General features: G+C 62.0%; 13 protein-coding genes. 4 read left to right on the top strand and 9 right to left on the bottom strand.

All coding sequences use genetic code 11. From position 1 onward, the window contains the following. Window positions 1–17 precede the first annotated feature (17 nt). The gene (locus tag ACIOVF_RS26750; protein ID WP_045200700.1) at window positions 18–221 is read left to right on the top strand and encodes a twin transmembrane helix small protein; all 204 of its coding nucleotides are present in this window, start codon (window positions 18–20) and stop codon (window positions 219–221) included. 6 nt (window positions 222–227) lie between these two features. Here ACIOVF_RS26750 and ACIOVF_RS26745 read toward each other — a convergent pair whose 3' ends face one another. The 4 genes from ACIOVF_RS26745 to coxB are packed head-to-tail and all read right to left on the bottom strand — an operon-like array spanning window position 228 to window position 4,493. Then, complete coding sequence (locus ACIOVF_RS26745) at window positions 228–1,115, bottom strand: cytochrome c oxidase subunit 3 (RefSeq protein ID WP_401293819.1); 888 nt, start codon at window positions 1,113–1,115, stop codon at window positions 228–230. A gap of 13 nt (window positions 1,116–1,128) precedes the next feature. Continuing rightward, a complete protein-coding gene (locus ACIOVF_RS26740) occupies window positions 1,129–1,698 on the bottom strand; it encodes a cytochrome c oxidase assembly protein (protein WP_038997842.1) in 570 nt (189 codons plus the stop codon). Window positions 1,699–1,723: 25 nt separating this feature from the next. After that, window positions 1,724–3,313: a cytochrome c oxidase subunit I gene (gene ctaD / locus ACIOVF_RS26735; protein ID WP_045200704.1), complete on the bottom strand. Its 1,590-nt coding sequence runs from the start codon at window positions 3,311–3,313 to the stop codon at window positions 1,724–1,726. Window positions 3,314–3,365: 52 nt separating this feature from the next. Further along, window positions 3,366–4,493 carry a cytochrome c oxidase subunit II gene (gene coxB / locus ACIOVF_RS26730; protein WP_038997844.1) on the bottom strand — a complete coding sequence of 376 codons (1,128 nt, stop codon included), beginning with the start codon at window positions 4,491–4,493 and terminating at the stop codon, window positions 3,366–3,368. Window positions 4,494–4,861: 368 nt separating this feature from the next. Here coxB and ACIOVF_RS26725 point away from each other — a divergent pair, with 368 nt between their 5' ends. Next, the gene (locus ACIOVF_RS26725) at window positions 4,862–5,509 is read left to right on the top strand and encodes a hypothetical protein (RefSeq protein WP_045200708.1); all 648 of its coding nucleotides are present in this window, start codon (window positions 4,862–4,864) and stop codon (window positions 5,507–5,509) included. 12 nt (window positions 5,510–5,521) lie between these two features. On the opposite strand, the gene ACIOVF_RS26720 is transcribed toward ACIOVF_RS26725, so the two are convergent. From ACIOVF_RS26720 to prlC, 5 genes are all read right to left on the bottom strand, one after another. Next, a complete protein-coding gene (locus ACIOVF_RS26720) occupies window positions 5,522–7,081 on the bottom strand; it encodes a SulP family inorganic anion transporter (protein ID WP_401293814.1) in 1,560 nt (519 codons plus the stop codon). A gap of 162 nt (window positions 7,082–7,243) precedes the next feature. Beyond that, a complete protein-coding gene (locus ACIOVF_RS26715) occupies window positions 7,244–7,963 on the bottom strand; it encodes a carbonic anhydrase (RefSeq protein ID WP_045200712.1) in 720 nt (239 codons plus the stop codon). Between the two features lie 245 nt (window positions 7,964–8,208). Beyond that, window positions 8,209–9,270, bottom strand: a complete 1,062-nt coding sequence (locus ACIOVF_RS26710) for a PA0069 family radical SAM protein (RefSeq protein WP_258608730.1) — start codon at window positions 9,268–9,270, stop codon at window positions 8,209–8,211. A gap of 97 nt (window positions 9,271–9,367) precedes the next feature. Further along, window positions 9,368–9,646, bottom strand: a complete 279-nt coding sequence (locus ACIOVF_RS26705; protein WP_045200716.1) for a YheV family putative zinc ribbon protein — start codon at window positions 9,644–9,646, stop codon at window positions 9,368–9,370. Next, complete coding sequence (prlC, locus tag ACIOVF_RS26700) at window positions 9,643–11,694, bottom strand: oligopeptidase A (RefSeq protein WP_045200718.1); 2,052 nt, start codon at window positions 11,692–11,694, stop codon at window positions 9,643–9,645. Before prlC ends, ACIOVF_RS26705 begins: the two co-directional genes overlap by 4 nt. Window positions 11,695–11,785: 91 nt before the next feature. Between prlC and ACIOVF_RS26695 the strand changes: the two genes are divergently transcribed. Next, window positions 11,786–12,334, top strand: a complete 549-nt coding sequence (locus tag ACIOVF_RS26695; RefSeq protein WP_045200720.1) for a gamma carbonic anhydrase family protein — start codon at window positions 11,786–11,788, stop codon at window positions 12,332–12,334. Window positions 12,335–12,363: 29 nt separating this feature from the next. Continuing rightward, window positions 12,364–13,014: an HAD family hydrolase gene (locus tag ACIOVF_RS26690; RefSeq protein WP_045200773.1), complete on the top strand. Its 651-nt coding sequence runs from the start codon at window positions 12,364–12,366 to the stop codon at window positions 13,012–13,014. The last annotated feature ends 112 nt before the right edge of the window (window positions 13,015–13,126 follow it).

The following is a 13,126-nucleotide window of genomic DNA, read 5'->3' as shown; positions in this document are numbered from 1 at the left end:
CCCCCCGGAGTTTCGCCATGCTCAAAGCCGCGATTGTCCTGATGCTGTTGGCGACCATTGCCAGCCTGTTCAGCGGCCTGTTCTTTCTGGTCAAGGACGACGGACAGTCGACTCGCCTGCTCAAAGCCCTGACTATTCGTGTCACCCTGGCCGCCTTGACCCTGGCCCTGGTGACCTGGGGTTTCTACAGCGGCCAGTTGGTTTCTCACGCGCCGTTCTGAACCCGGCTACAGCACGTAAACGAAGATAAACAGCCCCACCCAGACCACATCGACGAAGTGCCAGTACCAGCTGGCCGCCTCGAAACCGAAGTGTTTGTCGGCGTTGAAGTGCCCGCGCAGGATGCGCACCAGCATCACGATCAGAATCAGGGTGCCCATGGTCACGTGGGCGCCGTGGAACCCGGTGAGCATGAAGAAGGTTGCGCCATAGATACCCGAACCCAGGGTCAGCCCCAGTTCGGTATAGGCTTCGTGATACTCGTAGGCCTGCAGCACCAGGAAGGCCAGGCCAAGGAGGATGGTCAGCGCCAGCCAGGCCTTGAGTGGCCCGCGATGGTTCTTGCGCAGGGCATGGTGGGCGATGGTGATAGTGACACTGGAGCTGACCAGCAAAATGGTGTTGATCAGCGGCAAGTGCCAGGGGTCGATGATGTCTTTGGGCGGCGGAAACAGTTTCGGGTCTGGCGTGTTCAGTAGCGGCCAGGAGAACTCGAAGTTCGGCCACAGCATGTGCGCCACGCCCTTGGCGCCGTCACCACCAAGCCAGGGTCCGGCCAGGTTGCGCACGTAGAACAGCGCGCCAAAGAAGGCGATGAAAAACATCACCTCGGAAAAGATGAACCACGACATGCCCCAGCGGAACGAGCGGTCCAACTGCGGACTGTAGAGCCCGGCGCGGCTTTCCTTGACCACCGCGCCGAACCAGCCGAACAACATGTAGGCCAGGCACAAGGCACCGAAGAAAAAGATCCACGGCCCGTGGGACTCCGGCCGCCCGGCCTTGAGGTCGTTGAACCAGGTGCCGAGGCCGAACACAGTGATGAACATGCCGACCGTGGCAATGATCGGCCACTTGCTTTGCGCCGGTACGTAATAGTGCTCATGGGAAGCCATCGTGGTGTTCTCCTTATCGGGCGCCCTGTGCAACCGGGTCCGCCAGGTGTGCGACCGGCGGGTGGCGAGCGGTGATATCGAACAGCGTGTAAGCCAGCGTCAGGTGTTTCACATCCTTGGGCAGGTCGCGGTCGACGATGAAACGCACCGGCATTTCGATGCGCTCCCCCGGCTGCAGCACCTGCTGGGTAAAGCAGAAGCATTCGGTCTTGTGGAAATACGCCGCCGCCTCGGCCGGGGTAATGCTGGGGATGGCCTGGGCGCTCATGGGTTTGTCGGTCGGGTTGCGAGCGATGAACACCATCTGGTTGACCGCCCCCGGGTTGACGTCGATCTGGTCGGCGGTGGAATAAAAATCCCAGACCATGTCGCTGGCGTTGGTCGACATGAACTGCACCTTCACCGTGCGGTTCAGGTCGCTGACCTGGGTGCCTTCGTACTGGCCGCCGGTCTTGCCGTTGATGCCGAACGCCTTGCACATCACGTCGTAGATCGGCACCAGGGCAAAACCGAAGGCGAACATCACCACGGTCAGCAGCATCAGCCGCCACACCAGGCGCTTGAGCGAGGTCCCTTCACTCATGGCTGCATCCTCAGGCCGAAGCGGTTCATTTCACTTCCGGTGGAGTCTGGAAGGTGTGGTAAGGCGCCGGTGACGGCACCGACCATTCCAGCCCTTCGGCGCCATCCCAGGGTTTGGCCGGCGCCGGAGCGCCGCCGCGAATGCACTTGATGACGATGAACAGGAAGAAGATCTGCGTGGCGCCGAAGGTGAAGGCGCCAATCGAGGAGATCATGTTGAAGTCGGCGAACTGCAGGTTGTAGTCGGGGATCCTGCGCGGCATGCCGGCCAGGCCGACGAAGTGCATGGGGAAGAAGGCCATGTTCATGCCGATGAACGACAACCAGAAGTGCAGCTTGCCCAGGGTTTCGTCGTACATGTGCCCGGTCCACTTCGGCAGCCAGTAGTAGGCCGAGGCGAAGATGCCGAAGATCGCCCCGGGCACCAGCACGTAGTGGAAGTGAGCCACCACGAAGTAGGTGTCGTGGTACTGGAAGTCCGCCGGAGCAATCGCCAGCATCAATCCGGAGAAGCCACCGATGGTGAAGAGAATGACGAAGGCGATGGCGAACAGCATCGGGGTCTCGAAGGTCAGCGAGCCTTCCCACATGGTGCTCACCCAGTTGAACACCTTCACCCCGGTGGGCACCGCGATCAGCATGGTCGCGTACATGAAGAACAGCTCGCCGACCACCGGAATGCCGACCACGAACATGTGGTGGGCCCAGACGATAAACGACAGGAAGGCAATCGCGCCGGTGGCATAGACCATCGAGGTGTAGCCGAACAGCGGCTTGCGCGAGAACGCCGGGATGATCGAGCTGACCGCGCCGAAGGCCGGCAGGATCATGATGTACACCTCGGGGTGGCCGAAGAACCAGAACACATGCTGGAACAATACCGGGTCACCACCGCCGGCAGCGCTGAAGAAGCTGGTGCCAAAGTGGATGTCCATCAGCATCATGGTCACCACGCCCGCCAGTACCGGCATCACCGCGATCAGCAGGAAGGCGGTGATCAGCCAGGTCCAGACGAACAGCGGCATTTTCATCAGGGTCATGCCCGGGGCACGCAGGTTGAGGATGGTGGCGATGACGTTGATCGCGCCCATGATTGAGCTGATGCCCATCAGGTGGATGGCGAAGATGAAGAAGGTCACGCTTTCCGGCGCGTAGGTGGTCGACAGCGGAGCGTAGAAGGTCCAGCCGAAGTTCGGTCCGCCACCGGGCATGAACAGGGTCGAGACCAGCAGCAGGAACGCGGCCGGCAACAGCCAGAAGCTGAAGTTGTTCATGCGTGGCAGGGCCATGTCCGGCGCGCCGATCATCAGCGGGATCATCCAGTTGGCGAGGCCAACGAAGGCCGGCATCACCGCGCCGAAGACCATCACCAGGCCGTGCATGGTGGTCATCTGGTTGAAGAACTCCGGCTGGACGATCTGCAGCCCGGGCTGGAACAGCTCGGCGCGGATGACCATGGCGAACGAGCCGCCGAGCAGGAACATCATGAAACTGAACCACAGGTACATGGTGCCGATGTCTTTGTGGTTGGTCGTCAGCACCCAGCGCATCAGGCCCTTGGCCGGCCCGTGGGCGTGCTCATGACCGTGGCTGTGGTCGTCGATCACTGCGCTCATGTCCTGTCTCCTGCAGTCCGGTGGCTGGGGCGCGGATAGGCATCAACCCGGCTCATTTGCTTTCTGCCTGTTTGATCGCCAGCACGTCTTTTGGCGTGACCATATCGCCCTTGTTGTTGCCCCAGGCGTTGCGTTCGTAGGTCACTACGGCGGCGATATCGACTTCCGAGAGCTGCTTGCCGAAAGCGGCCATGGCCGTGCCCGGCTTGCCGTGGAAGACGATGCTCAGGTGGTCTTCCTTCGGCCCGGTGGCAATTTTCGAGCCCTTGAGCGCCGGAAACATCGGCGGCAGGCCCTGACCTTCGGCCTGGTGACAGGCCACGCAGGTGGTGTGATAAACCTTGTCGCCGCGCTCGACCAGCTCTTGCAGGGTCCATTCCTTGCTGGTCAGCTCCTTGAGCTTGGCCGCCTCGGCCTTGCGCTCGCCGAGCCAGGTGTCGTAGTCGGCCTTGGACTTGACTTCGACCACCACCGGCATGAAGCCGTGGTCCTTGCCGCACAGCTCGGTGCACTGGCCGCGGTAGATGCCGGGCTTCTCGACCCGGGTCCAGGCTTCGTTGACGAAGCCTGGAATGGCATCGCGCTTGACCGCAAAGGCCGGCACCCACCAGGAATGGATAACGTCGGCGGCGGTGACCAGGAAGCGCACCTTGGCACCCACCGGCAGCACCAGCGGCTGGTCGACTTCGAGCAGGTAGTGCTCGTCCTTGGGCGCTTTGTTGTGGATTTGATCGGCGGGGGTAGCCAGGTTGCTGAAGAACTCGACATCCTGGCCCAGGTATTTGTAATGCCATTTCCACTGGTAGCCGGTGACCTGGATATCGACGTCCGACTCGCTGGCATCGTAGATATCGATCAGGGTCTTGGTCGCCGGAATGGCCATGGCCACCAGGATCAGGAACGGCACCACCGTCCACATGATCTCGACCCAGGTGTGCTCGTGAAAATGCGCGGGCTGCTGGCCGGTGGAACGACGGTGGATGATCATCGACCAGAACATTGCGCCAAAGACCACCAGGCCGATGATCACGCAAATCCAGAAAATGGTCATGTGCAGGTCGAACACTGCGTTGCTGACTTCAGTCGCCCCTGGCGCCATGTTCACGGTCCAGGCGGCGTGCGCCTGACCGAATACCGACCACAACAGGAGGCCCATCCAGACATGTGGATGTCGCATCATTGCGGGTTCCCCTTATCGTTCTTGTTATCCCGGAGGCGTGGACCTACGGCTAAGGGTACGGCGGCCAAGACTGCGAACTTCGACGACCGAGCCCCTGCGAACTGCAGTCGGGCCTCATCAGCGAATCACTTTCAAACCGGAGTATAGACAGCGACCCCGGCGCCGCAATGCGCACAGGGAAAACATCGGCAGAAGTTGAACGTTTGCGCGCAAAGCCGCTAATTACCTGGCTTGAGGCACAATGATGGCATTTAGATATAATTGGCGAATATTAAGTTGTTAATGGTTATGCCAAATGCGTCTTAGGCATTTTCAGAACCGAGCTACCTTATGTCTTCCGTTTGTCACGCCTTTACCCTGGAGTTGTCATGAACATCGCCGCTTTGCGCGAGCAGATTACCCGTGCCCGTCAACATGAGACCGAAACCGGCCAACTGAAAACTCAACTGGAAAACCAGCTACCCCACCTGCACCCTTCGATCCATCTGCCAAAGGCCGATGCCCAAGGCGCCCTGGTGCGCTTCGTCGACGCCTATATCGATCAGGTACCGGAACTGCTGGAGGCGGCCAACGAGGTTGCCCGCGAAGCCGGCATCGAGTCGCAGATCAAACCGGTGCTGAAAATCGCCGAGCAGTACTTCCTGCAACCGCCCGCCATCACCGATACCCACCTCGGCCTGGGCTGCCTGCTGGATGAGGCCTACCTGGCCCATCGCCTGGTGGAAGAAGTTAACGACTTGTACATCAAGCACTTCAACCAGCCGCTGATCCCGCTCGACACCACTGTGGCCAACCTGATCGCCCACCAGCTGATCGGCGAGCAGTTTGCCAACCAGCTGGATGAAGTGGTGCACCACTCGGTGGACGAGATGCTCAACGAAGAAAGCTTTGCCCTGGAGTCGGTCGAGCAGTACCGCGACAAGCTCAGCAGCCCGAACACCGGCGAAGCCTGGAAGCGCTGGCCGTGCCTGTCGCGTCAGCTGGGTGTGGGCCTGGAGCTGGATCAGTCGGCTTAAGGCTGATTCGGTTCAAGCCCCCAACCCGGCGGTTGTCCGCACCCGCCCTTCGACCCGGCGCTTGAGCCGCTGCTGCTCGATCAGCAGCCGCGAGCCCTTGCCGGAATTGGCCCGGCCCCAGTCCTCGAGCAGCTCCAGGCAGGAGTGGTCGATGTAGCTGAGGTTGGCCAACGGCACGTGCAGGGTGGTCCCGGGCGGAATGCCTTCCAGCACCTGGGCCAGTGCCGGCACCTTGAGAAAGGTCGCCGCACCGCTCAGGCGCAGTTGCATATGGCCCGGTTGATCAAGGCTGGCCACGCTGATTTTCAGGCGTGCGGCCTTGAGCGCAAGCTTCAGCAGGGTCAGGGCAAAACCGAGCAGTACGCCGGTCAGCAGGTCGGTGAAGATGATCGCCAACGCTGTCGCCGCATAGGTGAACATCGGCATCCGGCCATACCGCCCCAGCCCGCGAAAGGCCTTGAAGTCGACCAGCTTGATCCCGGTGTAGACCAGCACACCCGCCAGGCTAGCCACCGGAATCTGCTGCAGCACGCTGCTGAGCACCACCACGAAAGCCAATAACCAGACCCCATGCAGGATCGCCGACAGGCGCGTTTGCGCCCCGGCCTGGACGTTGGCCGAGCTGCGCACGATAACCCCGGTCATTGGCAGTGCCCCCAGAACGCCACAGAGCATATTGCCCAGGCCCTGGGCCGACAGTTCGCGGTCAAAGTCCGAGCGCTGGCCGTTGTGCATGCGATCGACAGCGGCTGCAGATAGCAAGGTTTCGGCGCTGGCGATAAAGGCCAGGGCAAAGGCGGCGACCAGCAGGTTGGGGTCGGCCAAGTGGAGCAGGTCGGCCGGGCTCAGCCAGTCGATGGCTTCGCTGAGGTTAGCCGGCACTTCGACGCGGTTCACCGGCAATGCCAGCCAGATGCTGATCGCGGTCATCAAGGCCACGCCTAGCAAAGCCCCAGGCACGAAGCGCAGCGACTGCGGGCGCAAGCGCTCCCACCCCCACATGATGGCGATGGTGCCGAGCCCGAGCGCACCGGCCTGCCAGCCGTTGCCCGGATTTTCCAGCGGCAACGCCTGGGCCAGGGTCGCCGGAAAGCCCAGCAGGTTGGCCAGGCCCGAAGGTTGCGGGGCGCTGTCGAACATCACATGCACCTGGGACAAGACAATCAGCACGCCGATACCGGCGAGCATGCCGTACACCACCGCCGGCGCCGTGACCCGGAACCAGCAGCCCAGGCGCAAACGGCCGGCGAGCAGTTGCAGCAGGCCGGCCAACAGCAGGATCGGGCCGAGCATCGCCACGCCATGCTGGCGCACCAGTTCGAACACCAGCACCGCCAGGCCGGCGGCCGGACCGCTGACCTGCAACGGCGAGCCGGCCAGCCAACCAACGACGATACCGCCGATGATCCCGGTGATCAGGCCCTTGGCCGGTGGCATGCCCGAGGCGATAGCGATGCCCATGCACAAGGGCAGGGCGACCAGAAACACGACTACTGACGCCAGTAATTCACGCGGCAAGGCCGCTTTCACTTGTGTCTTGTTCACCCTGTTACTCCTTCTCTCACGTTTCATGGCCATTCCAATGGCCGCTGGCACAACCCCTGACTTACGCGCAGCCGCATACCGCCAGCGGGCGCCGGCACGGCAATCAGGGAGATTCAAGGCAGCCGATGACCAGGCCGCACCAGGCAGGTGCAGCCGTCAATCAGCGATTCGCGGGGGTGTCAGGGACGCTTAGTAGCGGCCTTTTGGGGTGGCGCAGGGGATCGGCTGGCCTTGGGCTAGCGGCAGGAAGCTGTCGCTGGCGGCGTCATAGGCCTCGATCTGGCTGGTTTCGATGTCGTAGATCCAGCCATGGATATACAGCTGGCCGGCTGCCAGGCGCGAAGCCACAGACGGGTGAGTGCGCAAGTGGTGCAGCTGGGCGATGACGTTTTCTTTGGTCAGCACCTGCATGCTTTCATGCTCGCTGCCACAGGAGCAGTTGTCTTCGACCACCGTGCGGGCGACCTCGGCATGGCGCAGCCAGGCTTTGACCGTCGGCATTTTCTCCAGGCTCTGCGGGTTGAGCACCGCGCGCATGGCGCCGCAATCGGAGTGACCGCAGACGATGATGTGGTGAACGCCCAGGGCCAGCACCGCATACTCAATGGCGGTGGACACACCGCCGTTCATCTGCCCGTAAGGAGGCACGACGTTACCGACGTTGCGGGTCACGAACAGGTCGCCAGGGGAGCTCTGGGTAATCAGCTCGGGCACAATGCGTGAATCGGCACAGGTGATGAACATCGCACGGGGCTTTTGCGCGGTGGCGAGTTTCTTGAACAGCTCTTGCTGCTCGGGAAAAACGTCATGATGGAAGCGCAGGAAGCCGTCGACGATATGCTTCAGAGCGGCATCGGCGCTCTCGGCTGGGGCTTGCGGGACAACCTTGGATGGGTCCTTGACGGGCATGATTCATCCTCTTTGACGGTTTTGGGTTAAGTCCATTTTACCGGGTTGATGATTCAAACGGCGTATGACAGTTGGATGAAATACGCGCGCCAACCATCACATCAGTTGTTGACTGAATTCCTACGCTACTCGGCGAAACTTAACTCAAACTGAATTGCGAGGCTCTAGAACGGGCGTTCCAGAGATTCAAAGAGGTGTCTGGATAATAGCAAAAAAACATTAATGGCCAATACCCATTAATGAAATCAGAGCAGCGACATCTGCCCGCCTGGAGGACAAAACGCTGTGCAATCAAGCGCGTAGCCTTCGCGCCGATTCAGCCCCAGGCGGCGGATCGCCTTGCTGAAGCGTTGCGCCAGCAACTCGGCAAATACCCCCTCGCCGCGCATGCGCGCACCGAAGCGGCTGTCGTACAACTCACCACCGCGGCTCTGGCGAATCAGGCTAAGGACATGATTGGCCCGTTGGGGGTAATGGTCCAGCAGCCATTGCTCGAACAGCGGTGCCACCTCCAGCGGCAGGCGCAGCATCATGTAGGCCGCGTTCAGGGCGCCGCTGGCCTTGGCCGCCTCGAGCAAGTGCTCAAGCTCGCTGTCGTTGATCATCGGGATCATCGGCGAACACAGCACACCCACCGGCACACCGGCCTCGGTCAGCACCCGGATCGCCCGCAGACGTGCCTTGGGCGCCGCTGCCCGTGGCTCCAGCGTACGCTTGAGCTCGTCGTCCAGGGTGGTCAGGCTGATCATCACCTGTACCAGATTCTGCCGGGCAAGCTCGGCGAGCAGGTCCAGGTCGCGCAGAATCAGTGAGCCCTTGGTGACGATGGTGACCGGGTGCCGGTAGCGCAACAGCACTTCGAGCAGGCGCCGGGTCAGTTGTTGCTCGCGTTCGATGGGCTGGTAGGGGTCGGTGTTGGAGCCCAGGTTGATCGGTGCGCACACATAGCCAGGCTTGCTCAGTTGCTGTTCGAGCACGGCGGCAGCGTTGGTCTTGGCAATCAGCTTGGTTTCGAAGTCGAGCCCCGGCGACAGATCCCAATAAGCGTGGCTGGGCCGGGCATAGCAGTAGATACAGCCGTGCTCGCAGCCGCGATAAGGATTGATCGAGCGATCGAAGGGCAGGTCGGGCGAGTTGTTGCGGGTGATGATGGTCTTGGCGGTTTCGATGCGTACTTCGGTACCCTGGGTCAGGGGCACTTCCTGGTACCAACCGTCATCCTCGGCCACCGAGCGATTCGGGGCGAAGCGGTTATGGGGATTGCTCGCGGTGCCACGACCCCGCACCGGCCCTTGAGGATTGAACATGAAAAACCCCGGATACTGTTTTTATATACAGTACACGGGGCTAGTGTTCGATTCCAGTACCGCTGGGCGCCAGCCGAAAATACTGGCGCTGGCGCGTTTACTCGGTTGTCTTCTTCAACTTCGGATTGGGGAAGAACTGCACCGTCTGCACCGTGGTCGCGGCAGGTTTCACCTCGACCTTGTTGACCCGCGTACCCAGTTCCTTGGGCACCGACAGCCCTTGCTCGTTAAGGGTGTCAGAAAAACCGCAGGCCACACATTCCCGGTGCGGAACGCTGTCTTCGCTCCACATCATCAGTTTGTCCGGCTCGCTGCACGCCGGGCAGACCGCCCCGGCGATAAAGCGCTTTTTCGTTACCACAGGCCCATCACTCATGCCGCCACTTCCTCACTCAGGCCACTGTGGCGCAAGAGTGCATCGATTGACGGCTCGCGGCCACGGAAGTCGACGAACAGCAGCATCGGCTCCTGGGAACCGCCACGGGCCAGGATCGCTTCGCGAAAGGCGCGGCCGGTGTCGGCATTGAGCACGCCTTCTTCTTCGAAGCGCGAGAAGGCGTCGGCCGACAGCACTTCCGCCCACTTGTAGCTGTAGTAACCGGCTGCGTAGCCACCGGCAAAGATATGCGCAAAGCTGTTAGGGAAGCGGTTGTACGCCGGTGGGCGCATGACCGAAACCTCGTCGCGCACGCCTTCGAGCACTTGCAGCACGCTGCGGCCGTCGCCGTGGCTGGCATGCAGTTCGAAGTCGAACAGCGAGAATTCCAGCTGGCGAACCATCATCAGCCCGGACTGGAAGTTCTTCGCCGCCAGCATCTTCTCCAGCAAATCCTGGGGCAGGGCTGCGCCAGTTTCGTAGTGGCCAGAAATCAGCGCCAGGCCTTCAGGCTCCCAGCACCAGTTTTCCATGAACTGGCTCGGCAGCTCGACCGCGTCCCAGGCCACGCCGTTGATACCGGAGACACCGGCATGCTCGATGCGGGTCAGCAGGTGATGCAGGCCATGGCCGAATTCATGGAACAGGGTGGTGACTTCGTCGTGGGTCAGCAACGCCGGCTTGCCGGGGGCGGCCGGGGTGAAGTTGCACACCAGGTTGGCCACCGGGCTCTGCAGCTGGCCGTCAGCGGTCAGGCGACGGTCGCGGGCGCCGTCCATCCAGGCACCGCCACGCTTGTTGGCGCGGGCATAGAGGTCGAAGAAGAAGCGCCCGACGTGCTGGCCGTGCTCCTTGATTTCGAACAGGCGCACGTCCGGGTGCCAGCTGTCGAAGCCCTTGAGTTCGGCAATCTCGATGCCGTACAGGCGCTGGACGATGGTGAACAGGCCGCTCAGCACCTTGTCGATCGGGAAGTAGGCGCGCAGGGTTTCCTGGGAAACGCTGTAGCGCTGTTCACGGAGTTTTTCCCCGTAGAAGCCGCTGTCCCAACTCTGCAGGTCCGGGCAACCCTGCTCGGCGGCATAGGCCTTGAGCTGGGCCAGGTCCTGGGTGGCAAACGGCTTGCTGCGCTTGGCCAGGTCACGCAGAAAGCTCAGCACCTGGTCGCTGGACTCGGCCATCTTGGTCGCCAGGCTCAGCTCGGCGAAGTTGGCGTAACCGAGCAGCTCGGCCAGCTCCTGACGCAGGTCGAGAATCTCGGCCATCACCGGGCCGTTGTCGAACTGGCCGGCATTCGGGCCCTGGTCGGAGGCGCGAGTGCAGTAGGCGGCGTAGATTTCTTCGCGCAGGGCGCGGTCTTCGGCGTAGGTCATTACCGCGTAGTAGCTGGGGAACTCCAGGCTGATCAGCCAGCCGTCGAGGCCCTTGGCCTGCGCCGCGGCGGCCATTTGTGCTTTGGCCGAATCAGTCAGGCCGGCAAGCGCCGCTTCGTCGCTGACATGCTTGGTCCAGGCCTGGGTGGCGTCTAGCAGCTGGTTGGAGAAACGGCTGCCCAGCTCGCTGAGCTTGCTCTGCACTTGCGCGTAACGCTGCTGCTTTTCGGCCGGCAGGTCGATACCCGACAGGCGGAAGTCTCGCAGGGCGTGTTCAAGAATAGTTTTTTGTGCCACATCGAAGCCGGCAGCTTCGGGGCTGGCGATCAATGCCTCATAGGCCTGAAACAGCTCGCGGTTCTGGCCCATTTCGGTGGCATACGCGCTCAACGCCGGCAAGCAAGCCTCGTAGGCTTCGCGCAGTTCGGCGCTGTTGCACACGGCATTGAGGTGGCTGACCGGGCTCCAGGCGGCGCCCAGGCGGTCGTTGAGTTCGTCCATGGCCAGGATCAGGCCGGCCCAGCTCGGGCTCTTGCCCTGGGCCTTGAGGATGTCGGCAATGGCTGTACGGTTGTCGGCCAGGATCTGTTCAATCGCCGGCTGCACATGCTCGGCACGGATCGCCGAGAAGGGCGGCAAGTCATAAGACTGCAGAAGCGGGTTGTTCGCACTCACGGTTAAACACCTTGGCAGAAGAAACACTTCCCCATCTTAATTACAATCGACGCCGACCGCAGCCCTATCCATACCAAAGAGAATTCCTATCATGGCCATCCGTAGCTTCCAGCATCACACTCCCAGGCTTGGCGAACGCGCCTTTGTCGACCGCAGTGCCGTGGTACTGGGTGATGTCGAGATCGGTGCCGACAGCTCGGTGTGGCCATTGACGGTGATCCGCGGCGATATGCACCGCATCCGCATCGGTGCGCGCACCAGCGTGCAGGATGGCAGCGTGCTGCACATCACCCATGCCGGGCCGTTCAACCCGGACGGCTTCCCGCTGCTGATCGGCGATGAGGTAACCATTGGTCACAAAGTCATGCTCCACGGCTGCACCCTGGGCAACCGCATCCTGGTCGGCATGGGCAGTACCATCATGGATGGCGCCGTCGTCGAAGACGAAGTGATCATCGGCGCTGGCAGCCTGGTACCGCCGGGCAAGCGCCTGGAAAGCGGGTTTCTGTACGTCGGCAGCCCGGTCAAGCAGGCCCGCGCCCTGAGCGAGAAGGAGCGCGCGTTCTTCCCCTACAGCGCCGGCAACTACGTCAAACTCAAGGACCAACACCTGGCCGAAGGCTATCACCTGCCCGAGTGAACCTGTCCACCGCCTTATTCGAGACCGCCATGCACCAGCAAAACATCCTCTTTGACCTCGACGGTACCCTGACCGACCCGCGCCTGGGTATCACCCGCTCGATCCAGTACGCACTGGCCAAGCTGGGCATCGACGAGCCGGACCGGACGCGCCTGGAACACTTCATCGGCCCGCCGCTGCTGCAGGCCTTCATGCAGTTCTATGATTTTGATGAGGCCAAGGCCTGGGACGCGGTGAATTTCTATCGCGAACGCTTCAAGGTCACCGGCCTATACGAAAACCAGGTGTTCGACGGCGTCAGCGAAATGCTCGAAACCCTGCAAGGGCAGGGCCGCACCCTGTATATCGCCACCTCCAAACCTTGGGAGTTTGCCCGCAAGATCGCCCGCCATTTCGACTTCGCCAAGCACTTCAAGGTGATCTACGGCAGCGAGCTGGATGGCACCCGTACCAACAAGGTCGAGCTGATTCGCCACCTGCTGGCCGAAGAAGCCCTGGACCCGGCCCACACCCTGATGATCGGCGACCGCAAGCACGACCTGATCGGCGCCCGCAGCAACGGCCTGGAAGCGGTAGCGGTGGGGTATGGCTTTGGTAGCCATGAAGAGCTGACGGCGGAGCAGCCGGCCTACCACTTTGCGACCTTGGCGCAACTGCACCAGGCGTTCCAGCGCGGCTGAGACCCTATCGCGGGGCAAGTCGGGTCGCCGCCCCCCCCCCCCCCCCGGGGGGGGGGGGGGGGGCCCGCACGACGTTGCCCCCCCATAGTTTTAAGCGCAGCGGGGGGGGGTG

It is taken from the genome of Pseudomonas sp. NPDC087612 (assembly GCF_044743505.1).
Lineage (GTDB): Bacteria > Pseudomonadota > Gammaproteobacteria > Pseudomonadales > Pseudomonadaceae > Aquipseudomonas.
This window is presented reverse-complemented; position numbering and strand designations above follow the sequence as displayed.

Excerpts from the sequence above, each read along its gene's own strand:
- ACIOVF_RS26725 (WP_045200708.1), top strand. The coding sequence starts at position 4,862 with ATGAACATCGCCGCTTTGCGCGAGCAGATTACCCGTGCCCGTCAACAT.
- ACIOVF_RS26690 (WP_045200773.1), top strand. The coding sequence starts at position 12,364 with ATGCACCAGCAAAACATCCTCTTTGACCTCGACGGTACCCTGACCGAC.
- coxB (WP_038997844.1), bottom strand. The coding sequence starts at position 4,493 with ATGATGCGACATCCACATGTCTGGATGGGCCTCCTGTTGTGGTCGGTA.
- ACIOVF_RS26705 (WP_045200716.1), bottom strand. The coding sequence starts at position 9,646 with ATGAGTGATGGGCCTGTGGTAACGAAAAAGCGCTTTATCGCCGGGGCG.
- ACIOVF_RS26740 (WP_038997842.1), bottom strand. The coding sequence starts at position 1,698 with ATGAGTGAAGGGACCTCGCTCAAGCGCCTGGTGTGGCGGCTGATGCTG.
- ACIOVF_RS26720 (WP_401293814.1), bottom strand. The coding sequence starts at position 7,081 with ATGAAACGTGAGAGAAGGAGTAACAGGGTGAACAAGACACAAGTGAAA.
- ACIOVF_RS26715 (WP_045200712.1), bottom strand. The coding sequence starts at position 7,963 with ATGCCCGTCAAGGACCCATCCAAGGTTGTCCCGCAAGCCCCAGCCGAG.
- ctaD (WP_045200704.1), bottom strand. The coding sequence starts at position 3,313 with ATGAGCGCAGTGATCGACGACCACAGCCACGGTCATGAGCACGCCCAC.
- ACIOVF_RS26695 (WP_045200720.1), top strand. The coding sequence starts at position 11,786 with ATGGCCATCCGTAGCTTCCAGCATCACACTCCCAGGCTTGGCGAACGC.
- ACIOVF_RS26710 (WP_258608730.1), bottom strand. The coding sequence starts at position 9,270 with ATGTTCAATCCTCAAGGGCCGGTGCGGGGTCGTGGCACCGCGAGCAAT.
- ACIOVF_RS26750 (WP_045200700.1), top strand. The coding sequence starts at position 18 with ATGCTCAAAGCCGCGATTGTCCTGATGCTGTTGGCGACCATTGCCAGC.
- ACIOVF_RS26745 (WP_401293819.1), bottom strand. The coding sequence starts at position 1,115 with ATGGCTTCCCATGAGCACTATTACGTACCGGCGCAAAGCAAGTGGCCG.